At 39.9% G+C, this 26,268-nt stretch carries 19 protein-coding genes and 3 pseudogenes; 5 read left to right on the top strand and 17 right to left on the bottom strand.

Annotation, left to right across the window (positions count from 1 at the left end):
- Nucleotides 1-74: 74 nt before the first annotated feature.
- Complete coding sequence (locus BRLA_RS10565) at nt 75-1,802, bottom strand: VWA domain-containing protein (RefSeq protein ID WP_003337351.1); 1,728 nt, start codon at nt 1,800-1,802, stop codon at nt 75-77.
- Nucleotides 1,803-1,817: 15 nt separating this feature from the next.
- Nucleotides 1,818-3,121, bottom strand: a pseudogene (locus BRLA_RS10560) (AAA family ATPase).
- A 141-nt stretch (nt 3,122-3,262) separates the two neighbouring features.
- Here BRLA_RS10560 and BRLA_RS10555 point away from each other — a divergent pair.
- Complete coding sequence (locus BRLA_RS10555; protein WP_003342165.1) at nt 3,263-3,466, top strand: hypothetical protein; 204 nt, start codon at nt 3,263-3,265, stop codon at nt 3,464-3,466.
- Between the two features lie 180 nt (nt 3,467-3,646).
- Here the strand turns inward: BRLA_RS10555 and BRLA_RS10550 are convergent, their stop codons facing one another.
- From BRLA_RS10550 to BRLA_RS10520, 7 genes are all read right to left on the bottom strand, one after another.
- A complete protein-coding gene (locus tag BRLA_RS10550) occupies nt 3,647-5,122 on the bottom strand; it encodes a protein adenylyltransferase SelO (RefSeq protein WP_003337347.1) in 1,476 nt (491 codons plus the stop codon).
- A 781-nt stretch (nt 5,123-5,903) separates the two neighbouring features.
- A complete protein-coding gene (locus BRLA_RS10545) occupies nt 5,904-7,343 on the bottom strand; it encodes a glycoside hydrolase family 1 protein (protein ID WP_003337346.1) in 1,440 nt (479 codons plus the stop codon).
- Between the two features lie 120 nt (nt 7,344-7,463).
- Nucleotides 7,464-8,900, bottom strand: coding sequence for a glycoside hydrolase family 1 protein (locus tag BRLA_RS10540; RefSeq protein WP_003337345.1), 1,437 nt, complete (start codon nt 8,898-8,900; stop codon nt 7,464-7,466).
- A gap of 2 nt (nt 8,901-8,902) precedes the next feature.
- The gene (locus BRLA_RS10535) at nt 8,903-9,256 is read right to left on the bottom strand and encodes a PTS lactose/cellobiose transporter subunit IIA (protein WP_003337344.1); all 354 of its coding nucleotides are present in this window, start codon (nt 9,254-9,256) and stop codon (nt 8,903-8,905) included.
- 42 nt (nt 9,257-9,298) lie between these two features.
- On the bottom strand, nt 9,299-10,549 hold the full coding sequence (locus BRLA_RS10530) for a PTS sugar transporter subunit IIC (protein ID WP_081870809.1): 1,251 nt from the start codon (nt 10,547-10,549) through the stop codon (nt 9,299-9,301).
- 1 nt (nt 10,550) lies between these two features.
- Entirely contained in the window at nt 10,551-10,865 is a 315-nt protein-coding gene (locus BRLA_RS10525) for a PTS sugar transporter subunit IIB (RefSeq protein WP_003337342.1), read from the bottom strand.
- Between the two features lie 159 nt (nt 10,866-11,024).
- Nucleotides 11,025-11,651: a YczE/YyaS/YitT family protein gene (locus BRLA_RS10520; RefSeq protein ID WP_003337341.1), complete on the bottom strand. Its 627-nt coding sequence runs from the start codon at nt 11,649-11,651 to the stop codon at nt 11,025-11,027.
- 167 nt (nt 11,652-11,818) lie between these two features.
- Between BRLA_RS10520 and BRLA_RS10515 the strand changes: the two genes are divergently transcribed.
- Together BRLA_RS10515 and BRLA_RS23150 are read left to right on the top strand one after the other, a co-directional pair.
- Entirely contained in the window at nt 11,819-13,720 is a 1,902-nt protein-coding gene (locus BRLA_RS10515; RefSeq protein WP_003337340.1) for a BglG family transcription antiterminator, read from the top strand.
- Between the two features lie 296 nt (nt 13,721-14,016).
- Nucleotides 14,017-14,181, top strand: a pseudogene (locus BRLA_RS23150) (tyrosine-type recombinase/integrase); the annotation flags it as partial.
- Nucleotides 14,182-14,409: 228 nt separating this feature from the next.
- Here the strand turns inward: BRLA_RS23150 and BRLA_RS10510 are convergent.
- The 8 genes and pseudogenes from BRLA_RS10510 to BRLA_RS10480 all read right to left on the bottom strand — a co-directional run bounded on the left by BRLA_RS10510 (nt 14,410) and on the right by BRLA_RS10480 (nt 24,456).
- Nucleotides 14,410-15,255 carry an IS3 family transposase gene (locus BRLA_RS10510; RefSeq protein WP_158332767.1) on the bottom strand — a complete coding sequence of 282 codons (846 nt, stop codon included), beginning with the start codon at nt 15,253-15,255 and terminating at the stop codon, nt 14,410-14,412.
- Between the two features lie 17 nt (nt 15,256-15,272).
- Nucleotides 15,273-15,569: a helix-turn-helix domain-containing protein gene (locus tag BRLA_RS10505; RefSeq protein ID WP_003337336.1), complete on the bottom strand. Its 297-nt coding sequence runs from the start codon at nt 15,567-15,569 to the stop codon at nt 15,273-15,275.
- 812 nt (nt 15,570-16,381) lie between these two features.
- Nucleotides 16,382-17,659, bottom strand: a complete 1,278-nt coding sequence (locus BRLA_RS10495) for a hypothetical protein (protein WP_003337332.1) — start codon at nt 17,657-17,659, stop codon at nt 16,382-16,384.
- 18 nt (nt 17,660-17,677) lie between these two features.
- Nucleotides 17,678-19,879, bottom strand: a complete 2,202-nt coding sequence (locus BRLA_RS10490) for a hypothetical protein (RefSeq protein ID WP_193376689.1) — start codon at nt 19,877-19,879, stop codon at nt 17,678-17,680.
- Between the two features lie 1,410 nt (nt 19,880-21,289).
- Nucleotides 21,290-21,449: pseudogene (locus tag BRLA_RS25250) on the bottom strand (DUF3147 family protein); the annotation flags it as partial.
- A 444-nt stretch (nt 21,450-21,893) separates the two neighbouring features.
- Nucleotides 21,894-23,300: a thioether cross-link-forming SCIFF peptide maturase gene (gene scfB / locus BRLA_RS10485; protein ID WP_003337329.1), complete on the bottom strand. Its 1,407-nt coding sequence runs from the start codon at nt 23,298-23,300 to the stop codon at nt 21,894-21,896.
- A gap of 77 nt (nt 23,301-23,377) precedes the next feature.
- The gene (gene scfA, locus BRLA_RS23145) at nt 23,378-23,527 is read right to left on the bottom strand and encodes a six-cysteine ranthipeptide SCIFF (protein WP_003346275.1); all 150 of its coding nucleotides are present in this window, start codon (nt 23,525-23,527) and stop codon (nt 23,378-23,380) included.
- Nucleotides 23,528-23,841: 314 nt separating this feature from the next.
- Nucleotides 23,842-24,456, bottom strand: coding sequence for a hypothetical protein (locus tag BRLA_RS10480; RefSeq protein WP_003337328.1), 615 nt, complete (start codon nt 24,454-24,456; stop codon nt 23,842-23,844).
- Between the two features lie 335 nt (nt 24,457-24,791).
- Between BRLA_RS10480 and BRLA_RS10475 the strand changes: the two genes are divergently transcribed.
- The gene (locus BRLA_RS10475) at nt 24,792-25,391 is read left to right on the top strand and encodes a CPBP family intramembrane glutamic endopeptidase (protein ID WP_003337327.1); all 600 of its coding nucleotides are present in this window, start codon (nt 24,792-24,794) and stop codon (nt 25,389-25,391) included.
- An 88-nt stretch (nt 25,392-25,479) separates the two neighbouring features.
- On the top strand, nt 25,480-26,034 hold the full coding sequence (locus tag BRLA_RS10470) for a hypothetical protein (RefSeq protein WP_003337326.1): 555 nt from the start codon (nt 25,480-25,482) through the stop codon (nt 26,032-26,034).
- Nucleotides 26,035-26,268 lie beyond the last annotated feature (234 nt).

Below are 26,268 nucleotides of genomic sequence, written 5' to 3'. Positions count from 1 at the left end.
ACCTAATCGGTCTACAGCTCTTTTCGATATATAGTTTTTTATTTTGGACATACTAATGAAACTGTAGCACTCCGCTATGGAGCAAACACATCAAGGAAGAGTCCGCTGTTCTGTGGGTCATTGGTTTCCCATGAGGTAGCAAAGCGTACCTGATGGGAAATCCCAATCAGGTCATAGGTCTGAACGAGATGCTGTCGTGCCGTTCCCATGATTAAGGAATGCAATTTAACCTGCTTATCCACAGCCATCTGGCCCAATAATTGACGCACCGGCGGAGATATTTCTCCAATCCCATCAGTTATCATAACGAAATCAGCAGCTTCGAACTTGGGATTCTCATACAATATCTGTATGCCCCGCTTTATTGGCTCATCGAAATTAGTGCCTCCACCAAAAGCCTGCTGAGCTAGCTCATAAAACCCCATCCAATCCGGCTTTTTATAATACAAGGGTCGTTCAATAACCTCGCCCTTTGTGCCAAATAGCATAAGCATAAAATCACGTTTTTCCAATAAAGAGATAGCTGCAAAGGTCATAACAAAAATTTGGGCTAACCGAAGCTTTGCACCTCGCATAGAATGAGAACTGTCCAACATGCAAATTACAGGTCCACTAGGAGGCTCATCGCGCCAGCCTATCGTATCGTATGTTAGTAATTTTTGTTCCAACGCCTTAACCATAAAATAGGTTTCTAAATCAGGATCAGCAAGTAACAATGCTTCACTCGCCAATAAATGAGACAAATCTCCACTCTGCCTTAAATCATCATATTCTTCCGGCATACGTCGTTCTTTACGCTTTTTTTTACGCATAGAAAATTCGTGAACATTACGTCCCACTTCCTGCAAAAAGTGTAGTAGGTCTGGATGCTTGGAAAGCTGCTCCACCCATTTTAAATACTTTTCATATGTTTCCCTTCTGAGTTTCCCCAGATCACTTCCCCACCGTCGATTCGAGAAACGTTGACTCGCCTCTACCAAGGCAAACAAATATGAGGTATCCTGCTCTTCTGTCTGTAATGACTTCTTTAAAGATTGCTGTAACCAGTCACCCAATTCCTGTTCTAGGTGCTGTATTGCCGACTTTTCTTGCTTTATGAGACGCTCTACCTGCTTTTGTCTCTGCATCAATTCTGCTTCCAGCTTTTTTACCTTCTGCAACAGCTTGGGACGCTTTATATAATTCGTTTTCATCTCTTCTTGCATCTCTATGATTCGACTGCGCAGTAATTGCACCTCTTCTTCTGCCAGCGGACGAGCAGATTGAGATTCTTCCTTATCCTCTACCATTTGCTTCCCCTGCTGTAAGGTGTAGCCTACCAACCGTAATTGCTCCTGCTGTTTTTGGGTCAAGCGTTCTAGTAGCTGATCCGTTTGCTCAGGATCACTCGATTGCTGGTCAATATTTTGCCCTTGCTGTGATTGGTCTGAAACACCTAGTATCTTGTCCATTTTTTTACGCCGCTGTACCTCTTCTTCAAAGCTAGAGACTAGCCACATAAGTGCCTTACTCGCCGTTTTAAAGGAGGCGCTCTCGCTAGCTATGGTTCTTGGATGAATACTTTGGTAAAAATGCTGACGCAACAAAGAACGAACCATCCAACGATGAAAAGGAACAGCATCACTAACTTCATTTACCTCTGGCTGCTTCAAATAAAAAGCTAAGAAGAAATCAAACAACAGGGCCTCACTAAACCATGGCGATTTACGCATCGTTTCCTCGACCCATTCCTTTGCAATACGAGAAGAACGAAAATAAGCATCAAACACAAAGCGATCTACACGCTGGTGTCGTACAAACATCTCCCGTCACCACCATTACAAAGTATAGTCGTACTCGACTCCGGGAAGCTCTCGGTCAAACAGCGTGCGATACAAGCCCTGTAGGATTTGCAAATGTCGTTCTCCCTCCAGACGCAGGTGCGCAAACTTCACGTATAAGACTCCACATGTAATAGCATGAAATTTTTCTCCAAAAGATAACCAGATAAGTCCGCCTCCTGCTTAAGCCAGTCCGTCAGCTTTTGCTGTAGATGACGTCCTGTTTCTTCCAGTTCTATCCGGCACTGCTCCAGCATTCTTTTTGCTTGCTCTGAAGCTTCCTTAGTCATTTTGGAGCCAATTTCCTTTTTAAATTGGAAAGCATGAAGCTCATCCTCTTTTTCCATCCATTTGCTTGAAATCTGTTCATAATAGCGCAAGGGAAGCTCCTTCTCTAGCTCTATCTTCAAGGATTCCATAAATCTCTCTTGGTACAGCTCAGTCAGTACTGGTAAATCCTCAGGTACATCCCAAAGCATATGTGGAGTAAACACCGTATCCCAGAGAGAAACCTCATCCCGTCCATTCAATACAGCGGAGGTTTGCCATACTAGTGCAATTTTACGCAAACGACGATCAGATATAACGAACTCTTTATCTTCCATTTGCTGCTTTAATCTGTATAAGAAGTAAACAAGTGATTCCGGTATATGCACCTTAGAAGCCGCCTCTTGTACATCTTTTACTTCGTACATGTTAAATAAGGTAGGAAGAGGTTCAAAATCAAGCTGAAACATCTTCTCATAACTGGAGGCAAGCTTCAAATAGCCAACTTCATACCGAATAAGAAACCGATCATATAACGCCGCTAATTGCTCCTGATCGTCAGGCAGCTCGTTAGAGGCCGCCATCACAAACAATAATGGTACTTCCTCCTTCTCTTGACCATTAAAGAAGACGCGTTCATTCAAGATAGATAACAAGGCGTTTAAGATAGCGCTGTTTGCCTTAAAAATTTCATCCAAAAATGCAAATTGTGCCGTTGGTAAGTATCCTTTTGTTTTGCGCACATATTGATCCTGCTTTAATTGCTGTATGGAAATGGGACCGAATAATTCATCAGGTGTGCTAAAGCGTGTTAATAAATATTCAAACCAATGATTGGTACCAAATAATTGTGAGAAAGCACGAGCTAGCTGTGATTTTGCAGTTCCTGGCGGGCCTACTAACAAAGCATTCTCACCGCTCATGACCGCTAAAAACAGCAGACGAATCAATTCCTCCCGCTCTAAAAAACGCCCTTCCAATTGCTTAATAGCGCTTTGTATACCACGTTGCATAGCTTTCGTATTTGGCTTCATACATCTGCTGCTCCTCTCTGAAACAAATCTGCTTCCATGATGACATAAGGAAGAAAAAAAAGAAAGTTGAGCACTGATTAAAACCGCTGGTAGTAAGGTGACAATAAGGATACAACACATAAATTGGAAGGTGATTGCAACATGCCCCACGTGCATTTAAGCGAAGAAGAATATCAGGTCATGATGGATCGAATTTACAAAATTATTTCTCGTACGGAAGAATTGGATCACGTGACCCATCATCTTATCTTTGAAGTATGGAGAATTCTCCATTTCGGAAAAGTGGACAGCCGCTCTCCCATGCAAGCTTTACCAAAAGCTGAGTCCAAAAGCAATTCGTATTAACACAAAAAAGCTCGGTACTCCAAGAGGAAGCACGAGCTTTTTTTCATGAAATAATTCACATATCCTGACTGCCTAATGATTTACTTCTGCAAAGCTTCAATAAATAAAACAGGTGCTTGGTAAGCCAAGATAGTACAAACAATGGATGTAGTCATCTCATTCTAAAACGGCTCTATATAATCATGTACCGCAATAGGTTCGGTAAGGAATAGCTGACTGCGGAGGGAGTGTACAATATTCAGCCTGTTCGAGAGAGTGAGTGTAAGGATTGGAAAGAGCAATAAGAAGCCGCTCCATCACGCTGTAATCTCCTTGTTGTACTGCGCTTTCTAAAGCTTCTTCTACCCGATGATTCCGTGGAATTAGCGCAGGATTGCTGTTTTGCATCAATTGATACGAGGTTGATTTCGATCCCTGCTGTCTGCCTCGGCGAGCCTGCCACATTTCATGCCACTGGGCAAACTCTGGGGTTCCAGACAGAACCGTATCCTCTAGCCTACCAAAGGTTAATGCAAGGAAGGTATTGGTATAGTCCGCACGATACTTCTGCATTATAGTGAGGAGATCTTCAATAAGGGATTCATCCTGTTTCTCCTCATTACCGATTCCAAGCTTTGCTCTCATTCCCGCAATCCAATTACTGCGATATAACTCAGTAAAATCTGAAATGGCATCCTGGGCCAGTTTGACCGCCTGCTCATGATCGTCATGGAGCAGAGGCAAGAGGGTTTCAGCGAATCGCGAGAGATTCCATGCAGCAATACGCGGCTGATTGCCATAGGCATAACGCCCCTGAATGTCAATGGAACTAAATACTGTTGCCGGATCATAGGCATCCATGAAAGCGCAAGGACCATAATCAATGGTTTCTCCACTAATGGCCATGTTATCGGTATTCATCACCCCGTGAATAAAGCCTACTAGTTGCCACTTAGCAATCAGTGTGGCCTGACGCTTGATGACTTCCTTAAGTAATGAAAGATAGGGATTATCACCAGCCTCAGCCTCTGGAAAATGTCTTTGCAATGTATAATCCGCTAGGACTCGGAGTTCATCAATCGTGCCCCATTTTAAAACGTATTGAAAGGTGCCGACACGAATATGACTGTCAGCCACTCGTGTTAGAATTGCACCAGGCAGGTCAGTTTCACGAATGACTGTCTCACCGGTTGTCACCACCGCTAGACTGCGGGTAGTAGGAATACCAAGCGCATGCATTGCTTCGCTGATGATATATTCACGTAGCATCGGCCCAAGTGCCGCTCGACCATCGCCCCGGCGAGAGTATGATGTTTTTCCTGAACCCTTTAGTTGTATATCAAAACGTTTACCTAGAGGGGTGATCTGCTCTCCAAGCAGCAGAGCCCGTCCATCTCCTAGCATCGTAAAATGCCCAAATTGATGACCCGCATAAGCTTGAGCAATAGGAAAAGCACCTTCGGGGATTCGATTGCCAGCAAGCACTTCTACTCCATCTTCGCTTTGAAGTGCCTCCATGTTTAACCCAAGTGCTTCTGCCAGCTTTTTATTAAGAATAATTAGCTTTGGTGAGCGTACAGGGTTTAAGTTGAGACTTGAAAAAAATGATTCTGGCAAACGTGCATAACTGTTGTCAAAGTTCCATCCTGCTTCTTGCATTGCCTTTCTCTGCGTCATCGGATCTCCATTTCCCCTTTTCTTATTTATGTTTTTTGTATCTTTACTTTTCCTTTACACAAAAATCATTGATATTCTATGTACTTTTGGCTAACTCTATCTCAATTCCAGTACTAGCCAATCCCTTTTAGTGTCTACTTTTGCCAATTTATTATACCCTTTCCACACTTATATGGCACACTTTCTCATCTAGTTTCGTTTTTTTGAAAACAAGTAAATTCCTATTATACTAAGCAGATAGGCAATCAACTTTATGAAAAATAAAAAAGAGAGCTACTCCTGCCCTCCTTCAGACCATCATTCTTCAACCTATCCGCATTATAAAAATTGCTTTACAAGTAAGTCTTGAGCATATAAAAATATACCCCATCCCACTCCTAAAGCAAACTTACATAATGTTTTGTATTCATTTTTTATCATAGCAAACTATGCACAGCTTAATGCTTTATTTCAATTCTTAATCGCCTCCATAACAGATTGTCACACATAGTCATTTCCACGAAAAGAAATATTTAAACGGCATACCATTTCTCAAAGACAATATGGACATTATCACCGATATAAGCATAGTCCCCCAAAACCAACGTAGGAAAACGGTATTTCCTACATAGTTTTGAGGGAATTCGTTACAGTTTCCTGATCAGTAAATGAAACGACTCGCATGTATAGCAGGTGGCATTTTCGTTCTTACATGTAAGGACATCGTTACATGCTTCACCGGTTAACCAATTATCTTTCGGGATTCGTAAAAATATCAGGTAAACTTTTTTGTAAGATTCTTTTATGACAACTCTTCTCCGTTCGACTGAACAACCCTCTGATACCAATAAAAGCTCTCTTTTTTCTTTCTTTCGAGTGTTCCATTGCCATAATCATCTTTTTCGACGTAGATGAAACCGTAGCGTTTAGACATTTCGGATGATGAGCAGCTGACAATATCGATTGGTCCCCACGGATAGTAGCCGATTACTTCCACACCGTCTTTAATTGCTTCTTTTATTTGTTCAATGTGGCGTTTAAGGAATTCAATGCGATACGGGTCATGAATTTCGCCGTTCTCATCGACCTTGTCATATGCACCAATACCGTTTTCAGTAATCATGATCGGTTTTTGGTAGCGATCATAGTACAGATTTAAAGCAGTTCTTAAACCGATCGGATCAATGGACCAGCCCCAATCGCTTGCTTTCAGCTCCGGATTTAAGTATGCAGAGTTAAGCTTCTTTGCACTTTCTGCATCAGAAATTCGCGTGTAGTAGTATGAGAAGCTAAAGAAATCTGCTGTATTTTTAAAATCTTCTTCATCATGTTCTCCGAATTGAATCGTAATATTATTCTCCTCAAAGAAGCGGAACGCATAATTTGGATATTTACCACGCATGAGAATATCAGAGAAATAATACTCCATTTGGTTGCGTTTTACCGTTGCCAGTACATCTTCCGGCTTACATGTTGCGGGATGAGAAATTGCATCAAAGAGCATCATTCCGATTTGTATCTTAGGATTGATTTCTTTTGCTATTTTTGTTGCTCTCGCACAAGCAACAAGCTCATTGTGTGCACCTTGGTATTTGGCTTCCAACAAGTTTTCCACACGATCTGCCGGAATACCGAGGTGATTGAATGATTCAAACGTAATTAAGTTAATTTGGTTTACAAGAATCCAGTATCTCACTTTATCTTTATATCTGTTAAATAATACTTCACAGTAGTGGACAAAAAAATCGATCATTTTTCGGTTATACCATCCATTATATTCGGTTGCTAAATGCAATGGCATTTCATAATGGGAAACGGTAATGAGAGGTTCCATTCCATTTTTAATAATCTCATCAATAAGATCATCGTAAAATCTCAATCCTTCTTCATTCGGTTCTGTCTCATCGCCTTTCGGAAAAATGCGTGCCCAGTTGATAGATGTACGAAACGAATTCATTCCCGTTTCTGCAAGCATTTTTAAATCTTCTTTATAACGGTGATAGAAATCAATCGATGTCCGTTTTGGATAATGACCTTCTTTATCTTCTAGAGCAAACTGAATGTCTTTTGTTGTCAATTCATAATTGCCTTTTTCCTTAATACTCACGTCATCAGTAAACTTATTGATATCTGCTACACAAAGTCCTTTTCCGCCTTCTAAATAAGCACCCTCTGCTTGATTTGCCGCAATGGCGCCTCCCCATAAAAAGTTTTTAGGAAATGTAGCCGGATTTTTTCTCAAGTTGCTTGCCTCCCTTTATTGTCTTGTCAATACATTTTGCTGGATGCAGCATAATTTTATTTATATACAAACTCTTCCAACTTTAACTGGTATGCACAGGTGATCCGATTGAATATTCCGTTAAATAAACTCTCCGTTCGTTTCAATCACTTTTTTATACCAGTAAAAGCTGTCTTTTTTAATACGTTTTCGCGAGCCATTCCCTTCATTGTCTATATCAACATAAATGAAGCCATAGCGTTTTTCCATTTCAGCCGAAGAACAGCTGACAATATCAATCGGTCCCCAAGCACAATACGCGAAAATTTCCACACCATCTTTAACAGCTTCCTTAACTTGGGTGATATGCTCAGATAGATACGTGATACGGTAATCATCATGAACCATCCCATCTTCTGGCTTGTCATACATGCCAAAACCATTTTCAGCGATCATGATTGGCACTTGATAGCGATCATAATATTGGCATAATGCGTTATATAAGCCTTTAGGATCGACAGCCCAGCCCCATGGATTTGCCCTAAGATGCGGGTTTTTACTTAAATCAATGGGGTTCATACCATTCCTTTTTGCTGAAACCATGGAAGAATAGTAGTATGAGATGGCCAGAAAGTCCATAGTGTTTTGTTTTAAAATAGTTGCATCCTCTGGCTGTTCGTTAATTGAAATATCATTTTCATGAAAGAAACGTCTCATATAGCCAGGGTATTCGCCTCTAAATTGAACATCGGTAAAGTAATATTGTAGGCGATTTCTTTTCAGCGCCAGTACAATATCATCCGGATGGCAGCTCTCTGGATAGGCTGTACAATCGGCCAGCATAGTGCCCATATGAAGAGAAGAACTCAATTCTCGCGCCTTTTTAACAATACGAGCCGATGCAACCATCTGATTGTGAATAGCCTGGTACTTAGCCTCGTCTAAATGATCCACCTGATCTTTGCAAATCGCAACCGAGTTAAAGGATTCATGATACATTAAATTGATTTGATTGATCACAATCCAATACTTCACTTTGTCTTTGTAACGATCAAGCAATACTTCTCCATACCGGACGAAAAAATCAATTACTTTGCGATTATTCCATCCTCCATATTGAAGTGTAATGTTTAACGGTGTTTCGTAGTGAAGCATTGTAATAATTGGCTCCATACCAAGACTTCTGATTTCATCAATTAACTTATCATAGAAAGCAAGCCCTTCTTCGTTCGGCTCTTGGTCATCACCATTCGGAAAAATACGGGACCAATCAATAGATGTTCGAAAAGTTTTAAAGCCCATTTCGGCCAGAAGCTGTAAATCTTCTTTATAAGTGTGATAAAAGTCGATTCCATGTCTTTTCGGATAATAACCGACTTTGTCTTCAATTGCTTCTTTCACTTTCGCAAGAGTCATATCAGAATCATGACTTGTAATATCTTGATCACTACGATACCGGTGAACATCAGCAAGGCTAAATCCTTTTCCGCCAATCCCAAAAGCACCTTCGCATTGGTTAGCCGCAACCGCACCGCCCCATAGAAAATCTTTTGGAAAAGTACCTTCAAACGTTCTCATGGTTATGCCTTCTTTCCATCAATTTTTTCATCAATTCTTCTAAAAACGCGAACTAACCGTTTGGCAATTTCATATTCGCTCTTTACAGTCATTAACGTATCTTGGGCATGGGCAAACAGCAGTGAGAAAATGGCTTCCTCTCCCTGTGCTTCTTTTTGTACGGTTTCTGTTTGCAGCTTATGAGATGCAACGATATCTTTATTTGCTTTTTCTAATACTTTTTCAGCACGGTCGTATTCCTCCTCTTCGCAGCATTTTAACGCTTCCATGACATCATTGCGTGCATCACCTGCATGTAAAATCATTTGCATTGATATTAAATACAGCGCTTCTAGTTCTTGTTCTCTATCAATCATGGTACAATCTCCTTTATTGTTGTTTTGGAATGCTATAACGAATTACTGTTCATATTCGCTTACTTCTAATTCTTTCTTCCTCTCTTGAATATCGTAAGCTTTAAAGAACGGGAAGAAGATCATAAATGCTACGACAAATAATATCATTGCTAAAACGATAGCTCTCCAATCTTGAGTTGCCAAATATGATGAAATCGGCATTGGCAAATACCAAAGCATGAAAGTCTTCGTCGGGATACTTACCCAGCCTGCATGCAGCACCCAGTACGTAATACTCGGAATAACAATTGCAGTGATCCACATCGGAATCATTAAAAATGGGTTAAAGACTATTGGCGCCCCAAACATTAATGGTTCATTGATATTAAAGATAGAGGGAACGATCGTTGCCTGTCCAATAGCTTTCATACGCATTGATTTTCCTAGGAAGAACATCATGATAACGAGAGGTAAGGTTGTTCCGATTCCACCCATGCTTGTAAAGGCATAAAGCGTTTCCATAACTGCGATATTGGATGGGGTTCCTCCAGATGCTGCTACTTGTGCATTTTCGGCAAGACCTGATAAATAAACGGGATAAATAACTGGCATCATCACCCAGCCGCTAATACCAAAAGTGTACAGAAACGCTGGAATGAAGACAGATAAAACAAATCCAGGATAACTTTGAACAATATTTGATAATGGTTTAAAGATCGCTAGGATTACTTCAAAGAAATCAATTTTTGCTTGAACACCAATCAGCCATCCAGTCAGCATAATCAGCGTAATCGGAATAAGTGTGTCAAACCAAACAACGATAAAGTCCGGAATTGATGAATCCTCTGAGAAAAACGAGAATTTGGAGAATTGAACAAGTACAAATCCAACAAACAAGCCGACTATCAATGACAGGAACATACCAGTTGCTCCAAATCGATCTAGCATGAACTGAATTTGTCCGTTCTCCAAGATGACTGGCGACAATAAGAACAGATAAAGAGCCAAACCTGTTGAGCCTGCTATTAGCTTTTTATTATCGAGTTTCTTTTTCTCCATAATGAAATATGGGATTAAGAAGGAAACGAATAAGCCCAGCAGACCGAATGTAAATGTATTAATTAAAGAAAAATCAGGGAGCCACGAAAATACACTATTTAATAGACTGACAATCGTAATTAGCGAACCGACAAGGATTAGAGGCAGAATAGTCATAACCGCATCCTGGATCGATGATACCCACGGGTTTTTCGTGATTTTATTAACCCTTGGACTAAACGATTCGTTCATAAAAGTCATTATTTTCTCCATCATGTTATTCACCCGATTCAAGTAGGTTAGTAATAAGGTCGCACGCTTTATTGCCATCTAAAGTACCATAAATGATTTGCGGGATAACAGATACTTTAATCTGATAGTCTCTTACTTTCTCTTTCAATTCATCCTCCATATATTTCAAGTGAGGACCAATTAACAAAACATCGATTTCATTTAGATACTCCGATAATTGTGACTCGCTTCGTGCTTGTACAGACATTTCCATTCCTCTTTTTTTGCCTGCTTTACGAATAGCGTTTGCCATAAAACCACTAGAAGCACCTGCTCCACAGATTAACAATACTCTTGTCATTTGAAATTCCCCCTGAATCATTTTTTGGTTTCGCTTACATGCTTAGTATTGCATTGGTCGATTTTTAAAACCAACAATAAAAGTTCCTACCCATAGGAACGATAATTGACCTCATATTTCTATTCTCTACCTTTCAAAAAAGCAAATATACTATCCTTTCTACACAGATCGTTTTCCAACTTTTTTTGATAGCGATGTGAAAACCTTTAATGAAAGTTCAATAACAGGTCCAACTAAAAAGATACAAAGAATGGTTCCGATACCGTATAAACCACCTAATAAAATCCCCGTAACGACTAAAATTCCATCAATGGTCATTCTTGTTACCTTTAGGGTCACGTTTAATCGCGTGGAGAAAAAGAACATAAGGCCTTCTAACGGTCCCATTCCTGTTTTTGTAGATAAAAAGAGACCTGTTCCACATCCGTAAATCAAGATACCAATCAATGCAATACATATACTTGGTATAGATTGCAGGAATAATGAAGTCATTCCATCCACTGCAAGGAATAAGTTAATGAAATAACCGCATCCAATACTGAAAATAAGACTTCCCACCCCGAAAAACTTTCGGTTAAGAAAATAATTAATGACTAAACAGGTCAGACTAAAGATCTGACTTGCTGTCCCAAATCGAATCGGAATAAAATGTAGTCCGCCCAATAAGAACGTACTAATCGGATCAACCCCTAATTCCGCAAGCAAAACCAGTGAAATCCCAAAGGCTGTCACAACTGTGCTAATGACAACAAGTGTATAATTCATCATTTTTTGACTCATTTTCATAGTTCCCTCATTTAGCGTTCATTTGTATGAAAGTATTTCATCTTTCCTCTGAAGGAACCAACTAAAAAAAGTTCCTATCTGTAGGAACTTTTTTTATTCGAATGCATATTATTCTTTTTTTATAATAAAATGAGGAACCCTATATCTTTCATATAAGGAGCTCTGTTATGAAAAATGATCGTAAAGAGGCTTTCATTCAATACCTAGCATCTAAAAATGATTGGTGTACAGCGACAAGCTTGGCGAATTATTTTAAAGTGTCCACAAGAACCATCAGAAAATATGCTAACGAAATTAATCAGGATCAAATCATTATCGCTTCCTCTCCCCAAGGATATCAGCTTGTAAGTAGGAACCAAGTAAAAACAGACGATAATCCTACTTCTCCCATGGATCGTATGAAAGTCATATTGAAGGAATTAATTTTACACTCGGAAGGGGTAAATATCTTTGATCTTGGTGATAGACTTTTTTTAAGTGTTTCTTCAATCGAAAATGACATCGTTCATGCAAATAAAATTATTAAGCCCTATCAATTAAAAATCCGCCATAGAAAAGACATGCTCATTTTAACAGGTGAAGAGAGCGATAAGCGGAAATTAATGAGCTTTATTATTTCCCAAGAAACCTCCAACGAATTTTTAAGCTTAAAAGCTGTTCAAGATTCCTTTCCGGATTATGATGTTTCTTTACTAAAAAATGAAATCGTTTCCATTCTAAGCGAACATAATTTGTATGTGAACGATTATATTATGAATAATATCCTCCTCCACCTTGTTATTACCGTGGACCGAATAAAAAATAACAACTCGGTTATTCAAGCAACTAATCTCCATAAATTAAAAAGCAATCTTGAAACAAAAGCCGCCAATAAAATCGCTGATTTTCTGGAAGCACAGTACAGTATCCGTTTTAACGAATCGGAGCGCTATAATTTTATTTTGCTTTTATCAAGTAAAACGACATTGCTTAATTATCAGTCATTGACGCCTAGCTCTTTAAATCATTATGTCGATGAGCATTATGTGAACCTCTCTAAAAAATTGCTAGAGAAGGTACATGAACGTTATTTTATTGAAATCCTTGATGATGAATTTTTTGTCAATTTCACGCTCCATATACGCAATTTAATTTTTCGGGCAAAGAATGAGCAAATGGCTAAAAATCCTTTAACGCATAAATTAAAGCATTCCTATCCTCTCATTTATGAATTGGCTGTCTTTATATCCAATCAAATTCAGCTGATGGAAAACATCCATATTAAGGAGGATGAGATTTCTTATATTGCTTTTCATATCGGGTCTTACTTTGAACGAAAGGTAAGCCTAGAAAAGAAGATTTTATGTGCAGTTATTTGTCCTAACTACTATGATATGCAAGTACAACTGATTCAAAAGCTAGAAAAGAAATTTCATGATTCTTTAGAGATTATTAAAGTTTCATCTGACTCCAGTGAGGTTGCTTTATTCGAGGAAATAGACTTAATCATCAGCACACTGCCTTTACAGAAGGAACAAGTCCCATCTGTATTTGTTCATCCTTACCTGACAGAAGAAGATTATGAATATATTCAAAGTCAAATAAACAAACTAAATAAGCAAAAAAAGATACGCAGCCTAAAGCAATATCTTGACTTATATTTTGATAAAGATTTATTTATGAAGAATGTATATCTCGACAGTGATGAAGCCTACATTGCATTCATGTCGAATCTGCTTTATGAGAAAGGCTATGTGTCCCAAGACTACGGAAAGTCTGTATTAGAGAGAGAGCGAATGTCCTCCACTGCCTTTAACAACAATGTAGCTGTTCCACATTCTATGCATATGGATGCTGAAAAGACAGGTATTTGCATTATGATTCTGGACCGCCCGGTAAATTGGGGAAAAGAGAAGGTGCAAGCCATTGTGATGATTTCAATCAACAAACATCAGCGCGAATTATTCAGCCCCTTTTTCGAAGGCGTAATCAATATTCTATCGGAATGGAAAAATGTCAATGAGCTAATTAAAGCCAAGGACTATGAGGATTTTATGGACAAGATGACGAGGCTTTTACATGAGAGCTAATTATTTAAAAGCTGCTATTTTCTTTTGTAAGACTATTACGGTATATCTGCAAAAACCTTTATAATGGAAGCAACTGACTTTATGAGCAGTTGCTTTTTTACATTCTTATAAACACTTATGATAAACTCAGCTTGTTAAACTAAGAAATGTTCTAGGTGATAAAAGGAGGCTCATTATGGGGTATTCATTTGAAATTATTACACAAGAGCAAGCAGAAGAGATTGCATACCAATTTTCCTCCTCAACCATAAGCGTAATGACTTTACTAGCACTATGGTAAACCTGGATTAACTCCACATGGATTACGGCATAGTTTTGCTTCCAAGTATATTGAAAATCCAGACTCTACTCTCCCCTCACTACAAACTCAACTTGGGCATAGTGCAATAACGACAACTCAAACATATACCCACACATCAGAAGAGCAACAAAAAGCTGCGGTTGATCGTGTAACAAGATAGCAATTAAAAATGGGCTTGTAAGATTACTGGAGCTATTAACTTAATAATCATTATGGAAATTTTAGAAGTGTCACTGACCTGTTTTGCTACTTTTCAATCATAGATAATTCATTTTTTAGGAACTCAATTCCTCCCCACTCTCAGTGAGCTGGAATTATCCTTTTGAAAAACCCCTGAATTTTAATGGTCAAGCCCCCGTTTTGTAGACAGTAAGAAAAACCCCGGCCGTTAGGCCGTTAACTGACGCCTAAATTCGCTAGGCGTCAGTTTATTTAGCTTCAGTTGAAGACGTTCTTCGTTATAAAAATAAATGTAATTTTCAATTCTCCTTTGAGCATCTTGAAGATCTCGTATATCATAGGGATATAGGGCTTCGGTTTTCAAATGAGAAAAGAAGCTTTCAATCGAGGCATTGTCTAGACAATTTCCTCGTCGGGACATGCTGATTTGGGCGCTAACCGTAGGCAGCATGTCGTGGTATGCATGGGACGTGTACTGGGAACCTTGGTCGCTGTGAACGATCAAACCAGTCACGTCTTTTTGCATTTCAAATGCTTTTCTAAAAGTTTCTAGTACAAGCGCATTGTCATTTCGAGTACTGATATGATGAGCGATGATCTCATGAGTACATAAATCTTTGATTGCGGAAAGGTAGATACGTTCCTCACCAATTCGATATTGGGTAACGTCAGTTACCCATTTTTGATTAGGCTCTTGAGCGGTAAAATCACGCTTGAGTAAATTATCTGCAACACGTCCATCCGATACCTTTGCTTGATAGGTAGTCATATAGGCACGTTTACGGCGAATGATGGATTTAAGTCCCAGATTTTGCATGATGCGTAATACTTTCTTATGATTAACTCTACAACCAAATTGGCGTAACAGTTCAGCCTGAATTCGGCGATATCCGTATATCCCTTTCCTTTGTTCATAGATCGTTCTGATCCGTTTTTTTATTGTTTTATCTCTATTCAAGTTTCTAGTAGAGAGGTACTTGTAATAGCCACTTCTCGAAACCCCTAACAACTTACAAACATCAGTAATCGGATATATTGTAGACAAGCTCTCCACAATTCGATACTTCTTCCTTACACCTCCCGCATCCAGATTTCCAAACACTTTTTTAGGATTTCATTCTCGCGCTTCAGTTTTTGGATATATCTAGCCTGATCAATATAGGCCTCACGACGTCCGCGTCGATCTAGAAGTCCAAACTCACCCTGTTGTCTGTACTTTCTCATCCACTTTTTTAAGCGATCTTTGTCTTGAATTTCCAAATGCTCTACAATTTGTTTGTACGTCCAGCTTTCCTCAATGTGTAAACGAATGGCTTCTATTTTCAATGATTCTGGATAACTTTTAAATTTTTGTCCTTTAACCGCCATGAAAAATACACCCCCTAAAGTTCATCGGATAACCTCAGGGCTTTTTCCAATGTCTACTTTAAGGGGTGCACTTCATAAAAGTTCAGGGGTTTTCAAAAGGAGTTTTTCGTCAATCTTGCGAGGTTAATCCTAGTTAGTTTGTGAAAAATCCAGAACCTAGGTCTTTCACTCAAACTTATGATGTATTTTACATTCGGGTCAACACGTATTGCATCCTGGGCAGTAACTTTTGCTTTGATATACACATTAGAAGGCAGATAAACATACCACATTTCACGTCCAGTGTCTTTATAAATCTATTAGCACTTCCACCTGCAATGTCTAATTCACTAATAAAATAGTCTAGGCTACGGTTTTGGTAGGTATCAAAATTGACATAAAAACTCTTTCCTTCCCCAGTATAATTAGTCCATTTGAAATAATCAAAATCCATTCCGCTTTCTTGCTTTGAAATTGTACCTTCAAACTATCTCCAATCCCATAAAAGATATTAGGTGAAGAGGAGCTGTCTGGCTGTCTGGCTCTCTAGCGTCACCGTAAGCAAACGCTGAAGAAGAAATTCCAAGAATAGATAATTTCAAAATAAAACCTCTCCAATAAATGGTTTCTAGGAATCGATAAGCTAGTTGTATTTTAGGTTATTCTAATCACTGGTAATATTAGAATGTTTTGTTTTTGAATTTATTTTTTTGGGGGGTAATTTCAAACACTAATCTTAAAAGCAAAAGAGGGACGGTATCTTCCATCCCTCACAGACTGTGGACAAACTCTTCTTATGTAATACGTTTCTCAGGATTCCAGAGCCAGGGTTGTCATGGTGTCAAGTATTCCCAAGCAAAGTCAGGAAGTAGCAGGTCGTGGTTTTCTTCTCCGTCTCCTCCAGACCAACCGGGCAACTGGTTGCCCCAGATTAATTCACGAATACTACCCGATTTCGTTATTGAGCCCAGATGACTATAAAATTGCTTTATAACCCTCTCGTTATCTTTGTACCAACTAGAAAGAAGCACCTTGTCCGATGGCGGAGAGCCCCCGAAGACGTAACTCCAAGTGTTGGACTGGCTTACTACCTTACCTCTCGCCGGTACAATTCGCTTCATCTCGTCGAAAGCGGTATGAAGCGAAGAAGTGAGAGTAATTAGGCCATCGGCGATGCCACTCTCGAGGGCCCGAAAAGTAATTAGGGCGGAGTAAGCTGGGAAGACACTAGCAGTCATATAGGATAGGTCGACAACTCCATCCGAGCGAATAAGTCCGGGGTTTTTCCTGACCACAGAAAGATTGAAACTACTGTCTAGGCTATTTCCATTCTTGGTGCATTTATAAGCAATAATTTTCAAGCTTGGACCTGCCCTGCGCCTCGCAGCATTAAGCGCCTCCGCTGTGTTTCCACTAACCTTTTCATATAGGCAGTCATAGAAGATAATCCGCTCAACCTGGCTCACGTCAATCAAATTGTGCAACAGAGTCTGATTGAGGCCGTTGGCACCGGTACTATAGGCAGCCATCACCTTTGTATTGTATGTCACAGGTCGACTGACTGCAGATTTAAGCAGATTCATCAGATCCGAATCGTTAATACCAACCCCCCAACGAGGTAAGGGGGGTTCAATGCCAGGCACCACGACCAGCGCTGATGGCTCGGGATGAGTGGCTATTGCGGACCGAAGCCCGTGACGGTTCATCTCGAAACCGACTGCATACAGAATGGAGACTCGGATTGGTGTATCCCATGGCTGGTCGCTTCTTAGCTCCCTGGCGCGTATCAGAGTCGATGCTGAGAGGAAAAGCCACACTGGATGAGTGTCTCGATGGCCACTGGGGATGTTGGTCTGCACCCATTGACCTGTAAGACTAGGATTGTGCCTAGGGTTAGCCTTGTTGGTAACATCGGGCATTCGTACTGACTCAGCGAACTCTATAACTCCCCCTCCACGTAGTGGATGAACCGAAGTAAATTTATTCTTATGTAGAAGCGGAGTGCCTCTAGGCATTCTAGAATCTATGTTGTGGGAAGCATTTTGAACGCCGAACTCGTCGACATAAAAGGCATCCAAGATCAGTGATCCAGGTGTATTGCGCGATGTCATAGTTCCAACACCTTTTCTTTAAATTTGCTGTCCAGTCTTAGGGTCGTAGCGAACAGCCACGGCAGCCACCTGATCGGTTGGCAGAATCTCTATCCATTGGTCAAATACCTCGTAGGGCTCAGCTGGCCGAAAGCCACCGGCTAAGGGGTCAAAACCGGTTTCGAAGACCTTTTCCGATGCCAAAGTCTTGGATACGTCCGTATTTGCTACTTGAAGTTGTTCTGCAAGGATTTTTAGAACCTCGCCGACTTTCTTTCCTTGGAAAATGTCTGGGTCTCCTGGTTGGTATGGGTAAGGAAGGCCAAGTGCAGTCACTCCTTCAACCTTAGTAAGCCAAGAAAGAGCGGCTATTTCTTGTCCAGGCCGAATTGGAAGAATGGCTTTTACCCATGCAGAGTTGAGAAATTCATTCCGTCGCTCATCACCGTCTATTTGAATCAGCCACCCAAGCGAACTTCCCATCGGTGCAGGCTGTGTCTGCTCGGTGATAAGGTAATCCACCCGCCACTCAGATGGAGGAAACTCCTGTCCATTTATTACTTTGTATTCCTCTGCTCTGGAGTACCATCCTGCCACGGTCTGTCCAGCGAGAGGCAGAGACGTAGTTCCTGCCGGCGGCTCCTCCTCAAAAGGCGGAACTGGATATCTGCCTACGCTGTTTTGAGTAGGTGGAGGGGGAGATACTGGACCGGGCTGCCAATAATCAGGGGCGACGAAATATAGCATCTCGTCCACATCAAAAAACTGTTGAATTTGCTCCGATTCCAGGAAAGGAAGTTGTTGAGGATTCTGGGGGTAATGCCCAAGTTCCTCCAGCCTTCGAATAAGATTGCGAAACACGGATCGGCGCTCCTCGCTACGAAGATCCTCGGGAGGACGGGGGCGTATTGAACTAACCAGCCGAAGTCGTTCGCGGACAGCCTTGCCATAAGCTTCGTGTTGTAATCGTGCAACCTCCTTCTTATAAGCAGTCTCTGCTTCTAAGTTGAGTTTATCCACCTCCGCCTTCGCCTCGTCCGTTGGAATGTAGAGCAGGACAAAATCGAAAGGAAGAGACTTCCTGCCCTGAAAATTCGCGTAAGTAAATTGCACCTTGATAAGGGGCTTTACCGGATCAGAAGAAGGGACTAATTGATAAAAATATTGAACCTGAGCTCCATGATGGTCTACAGAAACAATTTTACTATGTACATAACCTGGCGGCGGTGGGGGCAGTTGCTTCTCGAAGCAGAACTGAATCGTATCGTCATGACCTGTCGTACTGGGATTCACTCCACGGCAGGGATTGTCAGGATGTGGTGTATACGTTTCCTCAGCTTCATCGTCCGGTCCTTTGTCATGAAGGAATGGGATTTCGAAGTGGAAGGGAATCTCTTTGTTCACTGGATACGGTAATTTCTCCGGTTTTCTAATAGCGGTAAGATCCGGAGCTTCCACCACATGAACCATATCTCCAAGTCCAAGGCTTTTACCTGGATCGCCAATGTACACCTGCCAACAAAAACGCGTACCGACATGTTGTAGTTGTACGCCCACCTTGCGCATCTTTCGCCTGAGTTCGTAGTTAACTAGATCGGGGGTATTGTTCTGGAGGATATAACGTCGGCTGGAGGTGTCCATAGTTTCGGTTACCGTTTTGAAACTGGTCCTGAAATTTCGCTTGATTTCACTGGTAACCTTGGCAGTTTGTGTCCTAGTACGTTTGTGCATTGCCTCCGAGGCCCGCTTTACGGTGTTTTGGGTACTAAAACTTGCACTCACATCAGCATGGTAGATCTTAGCGTTCACACCCCCAGTAGCGCTGACACCAAGTTTAGTGTCGTTGGAGTTTTCTTCTTTGACCGCGTCCGCGACATCGTCCTGTTCAGTGAAGCTCTCCTCTGTCTTACGGGAAATCTCCTCTGACTGCTCGGCCAACTTTTCAACTAACGTCCGTCGGGTACTGGTTTCGACCACCTCTACGGTACCACCGGGGCTGACCCAGATATGACCCGCAGGTTTTCCAAGGAAGGTATCAAATTCGAAAAAGTACTCCCGAAAAAGGTTTACTAATCCCACCGGAGACAGCACGCCGGTTGGAGCGGCCTCGTATTGCTCTGCAAGTGTAGCCAATGCCTCATTATTCAGAGTCTGAGCGCTTTCTCCGTGAAACTGCTCCGGACTTAGCTTCGATAACACTGACTTAGGATACAATGCAGCGGTCGAAAGTGCTGATAGCAAGCTGAACCACCCAGCTAAGGGCTGGTATACGCCGAATAACTCACTGGCATACGGCAGGGTACCCGAGAAGTCATACACAGGCCGGCCTGTGTATACTGGGGCACCAGGAGCAGGAAGTGTTATGTTTTGTCCATGGCTTGTCGTACCGTTTGGCATGGCAGAGAAGGCCACAGATACCCAGTTTTCGCCGGGGGTGGACTTGTAAAGGAGCACCTTACCGGAGGATGTACGGGCCGGTGCAACGAACGCGATAGTTAGACTATTGGTAGAGCTCGCTGTACGCCCTATATACTGAATACCTGACGATGGATCAGGTGTAACAAATGTTCCAACCAGTTCAGATACATCAGGGAAGAGGCTTGGATCTTGTACATTTACGTTACCTGGAAGGGCGAGAGCCCACCGCTGCCCCGTTGATATCTCTTGTCCGTTACCTTCGATTTTGTATGACCAAATCTTGTACGAGGCACTAGCCCCTGGCGTTGGGATTGGTGAAGTACCAACAAATGTGACTAAAAGTGCTATAAAAATCTCTCCTTCTATAGATAGGTAAATTTAAAGTTTTTTCGATTTCCTTATTAGACTGCTCGTTAAGCATAAAATTATCCTAAAAGAATGAATATCCATCTTTAAAATTGAAATGTTTGTAAAGAGATTCTTTTCAAAAATCCTATACTGTTAGGACCGTTTTTTTGATGAAGGGCAATAAGCTTCTATTGTTATGTTAAAAATCTTGAATATTCTAAGGAACTAAGCGTCTTCGAACGGTGTCATAATGATTTTTTTAAGTTTACCTACATTGGTTTTACTACAAAATTTTTAAAGTAATTAGAAGGGTGAGAAGCTTATTGATAGAATTATGTATTAAACTTTCAGTTATGTAGAGATGCCCATACCTCCGCATGGATTTTACATGTATTACCAGTTGGTGAGTTAAATGAATATCAGGGTCTAAACAAATTAAATAAATTTTTTCATCGTAGTTATAGTATTATAAACGAGAAATGAGAGGAACCTATAGAAAGTAAATATATTTAAAAATACCCAAAAAAATACTTATATGGACAATCATATCATTATTGCCAGTGTCCCTTATATGATTAGTACACGAAACATTTCCTTAACACTTATTTGGAAATGGCTAATTTTATTTTCTATAGTGACTATCTTAGATACTTTATCAATTTCTTCTTAAAATAACTTAAAAAATAATGTTTCCTGATAAGGATTATATAACTACTTTAGCCGTTGTTATTAACCTCTCTATGTCACTCACACAAATAGGTTTCTTGACTCCTACTGACATATGTTACCTAAATCTCCTGTGCCCTTCTTATGAGAGTCACTGATCTTTAATTGATTGTTTCCCTCAACCTTTATATATATAAGGCTTTTTAATTCCTATCGAATCTCCATATGCTCACCCTGCACATAAAGCCAAAAAATGCTCAAAATACTAACGGTAGGTAAAGCGGCAATGATTCCCACCCTGAGTGGGAAAACTGCGCGAGACCTCAGTGATTATTCCAATAATAATTGCCGATACGATAATTTTACTTAGTGTGAACATCTTCTGTCCTCTCCTTCATTAAAGTAAAGTCTTTTAAAACGAAGTGCCTCTCTTCAGCAGTCATTTTTTCAAAAAGAAGGTGTTCAAGCTTTTCCTCATCTAGACTGAAATGACGGTGCAAAGTCTCATTTACCACGTCAGTAAGTTTAAGAATTACTTTTCGCTCATCAAGAATATATCTTATACACGATATAAATACCTACAATGCAACTTGCAAGAACTAATGTGACATGGCAAGTAGCTTTTATCCTTCCAATCCCTATATCTAGAATACTGTTCCTCATTTGCATAAGGAAACCTTCCCACCTTTTCCTGTACCACTTCACATTTTATCCCTTAGTTATCACCTTACTATTGATGTATATAAAAAAAGAGTCCCATATTACTAAAGGAACTCTTCTCTACTGACAACATATGGGTTATTTATTTTTAAAACATTACACATTAGTGATCCCAGTCCACGACTTGCTCCTCCATAGCGCTGATCGATTCGGCTACCTTAACCATCATGGAACATTCAATTCTCTTCCGGAAAATATCACAACTGAAGTCGTAGGTTCCATTGAGGGAGCCTGTCACATGAAGCGCATTAGCAGGACAACCACCACTACAGTACAGTTTTGCCCAGCAGTCCTGACATTCCGGCTTCGAATAGCAGTTGCTTTCTTTAAACTTGTATTGCAACTCTGGTTTGGTAATCCCATCCCAAATGTTTCCCATACAATAATTCTCATTCCCTACAAATTGATGGCAAGGGAAAAGATCACCCCATGGAGTGACAGCAAGGTATTCGGTTCCTGAACCACAGCCAGCGATTCTTTTCTGAATACAAGGGCCTTCTGAGAGGTCAAGCATATAATGGTAGAAGGTAAACCCATTGCCCTTTTCCTTACGTTGAAGCATTTCCTTCGCGAGAATTTCATATTGGTTATAAATCTCTTGGAGGTCATTCTCGGTTAGCGCATAGGGCTCGCTCGGATCACAGATAACAGGCTCCATCGAGAGTTTATCAAATCCAAGGTCTGCAATATGAAAAATGTCATTGGTAAAATCGAGATTGTTCTGGGTGTAGGTTCCACGTACATAGTATTCTTTGTCTCCACGCTTCTTGACAAAATCCTGGAACTTCCGAACAATAAAATCGTAGCTTCCCTCTCCAGTGACTGTTTTACGAAGTCGATCATGAACCTCTTTTCTGCCATCAAGGCTTAATACAACATTATACATTTCTTGATTTAAGAAATCGGTAACCTCATCGTTAAGTAACATACCATTCGTAGTAAAGGTGAACCGAAAAGTCTTTTTGTACTCTTTTTCTTTACTTCTTGCGTAAGCGACAATCTGCTTGACAACCTTCCAAGCCATAAGCGGTTCTCCGCCGAAGAAATCGATATCGAGATTTCGGTGGTGACCCGAGTTTTCCAATAGGTAATCGATAGCTCTTTGCCCAACCTCATAGCTCATGATCGCTCTGTCTCCGTGGTATTTCCCCTGACTAGCAAAACAATATTCACATGACAGATTACAGGTATGCGCAACATTGAAGCATAGAGCCTTTACATAGGTCTGACGATTTCTCAGATCAATAGAGAGATCCTTAAATTCATCCTCAGTAAAGAGTTGCCCGTCTTTTTTTAGCTCCTCGACATCTGCTATGGTTTCACGGATGTCCAGCTCAGTAATAGCACAATCATGTGCATACTTTTCCAGCATCATTGCCACTATTTTTTCTGTAGAAGTATTTTCGTAAAGTGCGATGATTTCATAAGCGAGATCATCGACAACATGTACCGATCCACTGTAGGTGTCAAGCACAATGTTGTATCCGTTTAGTTTATATTGATGGATCATACTTGATAATCAAGCTCCTTTTGCCCATAAAAATTGCCGCCCATCCGCAAAGCAGTTGGGCGGTACATTTCCATTACCTATCTGTTCAATTTGTTTTCACATTGCTGATTAGCAATTCCACAGGAAGTTTTGCAAGCTGACTGACAGGATGTCTGGCATGCGCCACATCCACCAAACTTTGCGGTATCCTGCAATTTACGCGTGCTCAATGTTACGATTCTTTTCATGATGTACAACCCCTTTTCACTATTTTGAAGCAATGAGAATCAATATCGTGATTTTTTTCACAATATTACCTAGATAATTTTAACAACGCCTCAGGTTGACGTCAATTATAGCTAATGTCTTATCTGTGAAACTTCACTTGATTTCGCTTATATAGATGTCTCATCTACCCTCAAAAACCAATTCACGGAAGAATATCATCTTTTTTTCGTAAAATGCTCGCTGTTTTTCTTTAGAAAAAATGTAAAACCCTTGCCGGCATACCACGTTATCTGTTCATTTTAACAACTGGGGGAGTCAGCTCCCCCGCTGCGTTCTACTTCAATACATCTACTACGAATTTTGACCAGCTTTCTAATCTTCCATATATATCCGGCTGCAACAACTCCTCGATGGTTGTCCACTTGCCTTCCAACTGATCAATTTCTCTTACACTCACAGTCGCATCTTCATCTAAATCAAGTGTTACAAGAAGTCCAATATGTACTTTACCTACTTCTTCTACGTCATCATTGATAAAGCCAATCGTGTTAAACTCTCGATCTGCTGCTTGTATGTCCAGCTCTTCCTCTAGCTCTCTAAGTAAATTAATCTCTAAAACTTCCTCGAAGCTGCTGCTATTTTCGTCATTCATGTGACCCCCTGTACCTAATGACAGCTTGTCATGCAGGCGTGCTTCTCCACCGCCTGATAGACGTTTGTACATGAACAGCTCATTGCCCTTGCGAATTACTACATATGGAATTGGTTGCTTAAAGCCCTGATCTTCCTCAGCATCTCCGCGTCTCATAACAGAATAATGAGATGAAATATTACTCATTAGCCTCGTGATTCTGTCAGGTTCCTTTTCAATTCCTTGGAAAGCCAACCGCTCATTATCAAATAGTTCCGTTCGTTTTACCACTAAAATTTGTTCATCCATTTTACCCATTGTTAATGCTCCCTTACGTAATATCAATTTCCTCATCACAAATCGGGTTATACCATTTGCTAATAGAAGTCTTTAGTATACAGTATATTTGTTAATAGATGTTTGTTTAGAAAATCGTAGGAAAATTGCTTCAATTCTTTTCGTATCTACAGCTACATACTGAAAGAAATTTTGATCTAGTTCCTCCTTCTGACTTTTTGTTTGCCTTTTTCTTTAGGTTGTTTTCTAAAAGATTGTTGCTTTTTACATCATTATTTGTAGATATTATACCTTCTGATAAAATAGGAATATAAGGTATTTTCATTATTTTAAAGTCACAGAAAAGAAGGTAAGCTATGAAAGACAAAACCAAGAAAACAAAAAAGGATTTCAACCCAAAAGACGCTGTTTTCGTATTCTCTTCTTTTACATTCATTTGCGTGGCCATCATTTTTATTCTTATCGTTTATGATGTACTCACAATTCATAATTTCCTATCGTTCGAAAAACCAATCAGAATGATAATGCATATATGTAGTGCTTCGTTTGCTCTACTTTTGTATGGTGTAATCTTAACGCTTTACATACCCTCGAAATACATTGACGATACAAACAAGAGTTATCAAAATTATTCACTGTTACCTATTTTTGTCTTTATGCTTTTAGGAGCGTTATTTGAAGAACTTTTGTTTAGAGGAATTATTCAAAATTTACTTTTCATCTTTATAGAGAACCAATGGATTGCAATTATAGCAACTACTTTATTTTTCTTAGGTTTTCATACTCAATACTTCAAAAAGCCTATCATGCTAATAAATATAAGCATACCAAGTTTTACTTTTGGCTGGTTATATTTTGAAACCAACAATATTTTAGTACCATTTGTTGTGCATTTTCTAATGAACTTAGGAATTACGCTATTATTCAAATACAATTTAATAAGGGTTAAAAAATAACCTAGTTTACTGATATTTCGACTTTAGTACTGCTTATGGTCCACATAGATACACATTAAAAGATTTTGGTTATTAGGAAGGAGTTAATATGTTTCGTATTAATTATCAACTTGCTTTGTCTGAATCAGAAATTTCCTCCCTTACTCATGAAGAGCTTATAGAAGAGTACGGTGATGATTTCTTAGGATTGATACTCTTTTCTTTTAATGAGCAGGAATATGGATATTATTCTGAAGATGCGACGATCCATGAATTCAACTTTTTCGAAGAATGGATCATATCATGGTTTCAAATGCTAAATGAGGCTCTAATCATGTTAAAAAAGGAGGGGTATGCTGCTATTAAAACCATAGAAGAACCCGATAACTGGATCGTAATTAAAAATAGGAATGAAAATGTATTGATTGATTTCGTGCTGGCAACAGATAGGGTTCCTAAGGAATTTGTAACTCCCGTTCCGCTTTGTTCCATCTATGATACTGGATGGGAAAATGAGATTATAAATAAAGCACAATTTCTTTCTGAACTTAAAACGAAAACAGGCGATTTCATTCAAAAGATAGAAAGATTGAATAACAATCTTGCAAAATCAAGTGTAAACTTTCAAAGACTGAAAGAAACATACCTACTGGCACACTTTTAGTTATCATAGACAGACCTACCAGTTGTAGAAAATAAATCAACAGGACAAAAAGATTAAACTACCTTTTTGTCCTGTTTTATATGATCACGTATCAAACTCAATAGATTGTAATTCTCCTTTTCAAACATTGACTTTAAAAACCGTTCTTCTTATGTAAGGATATATTTTATACCAAGTTTAGTATTGACTCCCCAACCATAAATAAAATCGTTGCTAATGTAAAACCCTGACTCT

The organism is Brevibacillus laterosporus LMG 15441, assembly GCF_000219535.2.
In the GTDB taxonomy this organism is placed as follows: Bacteria; Bacillota; Bacilli; order Brevibacillales; family Brevibacillaceae; genus Brevibacillus_B; species Brevibacillus_B halotolerans.
Note: the sequence above shows the minus strand (reverse complement) of the source record. Positions and strands in the feature narration are given on the sequence as shown.

Coding starts and splice junctions, on each gene's coding strand:
- BRLA_RS10495 (WP_003337332.1), bottom strand. CDS start 17,659: ATGACATCGCGCAATACACCTGGATCACTGATCTTGGATGCCTTTTAT.
- BRLA_RS10565 (WP_003337351.1), bottom strand. CDS start 1,802: ATGTTTGTACGACACCAGCGTGTAGATCGCTTTGTGTTTGATGCTTAT.
- BRLA_RS10530 (WP_081870809.1), bottom strand. CDS start 10,549: ATGATGGAGAAAATAATGACTTTTATGAACGAATCGTTTAGTCCAAGG.
- BRLA_RS10535 (WP_003337344.1), bottom strand. CDS start 9,256: ATGATTGATAGAGAACAAGAACTAGAAGCGCTGTATTTAATATCAATG.
- BRLA_RS10520 (WP_003337341.1), bottom strand. CDS start 11,651: ATGAAAATGAGTCAAAAAATGATGAATTATACACTTGTTGTCATTAGC.
- BRLA_RS10475 (WP_003337327.1), top strand. CDS start 24,792: ATGAAAGACAAAACCAAGAAAACAAAAAAGGATTTCAACCCAAAAGAC.
- BRLA_RS10480 (WP_003337328.1), bottom strand. CDS start 24,456: ATGGGTAAAATGGATGAACAAATTTTAGTGGTAAAACGAACGGAACTA.
- scfB (WP_003337329.1), bottom strand. CDS start 23,300: ATGATCCATCAATATAAACTAAACGGATACAACATTGTGCTTGACACC.
- scfA (WP_003346275.1), bottom strand. CDS start 23,527: ATGAAAAGAATCGTAACATTGAGCACGCGTAAATTGCAGGATACCGCA.
- BRLA_RS10515 (WP_003337340.1), top strand. CDS start 11,819: ATGAAAAATGATCGTAAAGAGGCTTTCATTCAATACCTAGCATCTAAA.
- BRLA_RS10550 (WP_003337347.1), bottom strand. CDS start 5,122: ATGACGCAGAGAAAGGCAATGCAAGAAGCAGGATGGAACTTTGACAAC.
- BRLA_RS10470 (WP_003337326.1), top strand. CDS start 25,480: ATGTTTCGTATTAATTATCAACTTGCTTTGTCTGAATCAGAAATTTCC.
- BRLA_RS10540 (WP_003337345.1), bottom strand. CDS start 8,900: ATGAGAACGTTTGAAGGTACTTTTCCAAAAGATTTTCTATGGGGCGGT.
- BRLA_RS10505 (WP_003337336.1), bottom strand. CDS start 15,569: ATGGCGGTTAAAGGACAAAAATTTAAAAGTTATCCAGAATCATTGAAA.
- BRLA_RS10555 (WP_003342165.1), top strand. CDS start 3,263: ATGCCCCACGTGCATTTAAGCGAAGAAGAATATCAGGTCATGATGGAT.
- BRLA_RS10525 (WP_003337342.1), bottom strand. CDS start 10,865: ATGACAAGAGTATTGTTAATCTGTGGAGCAGGTGCTTCTAGTGGTTTT.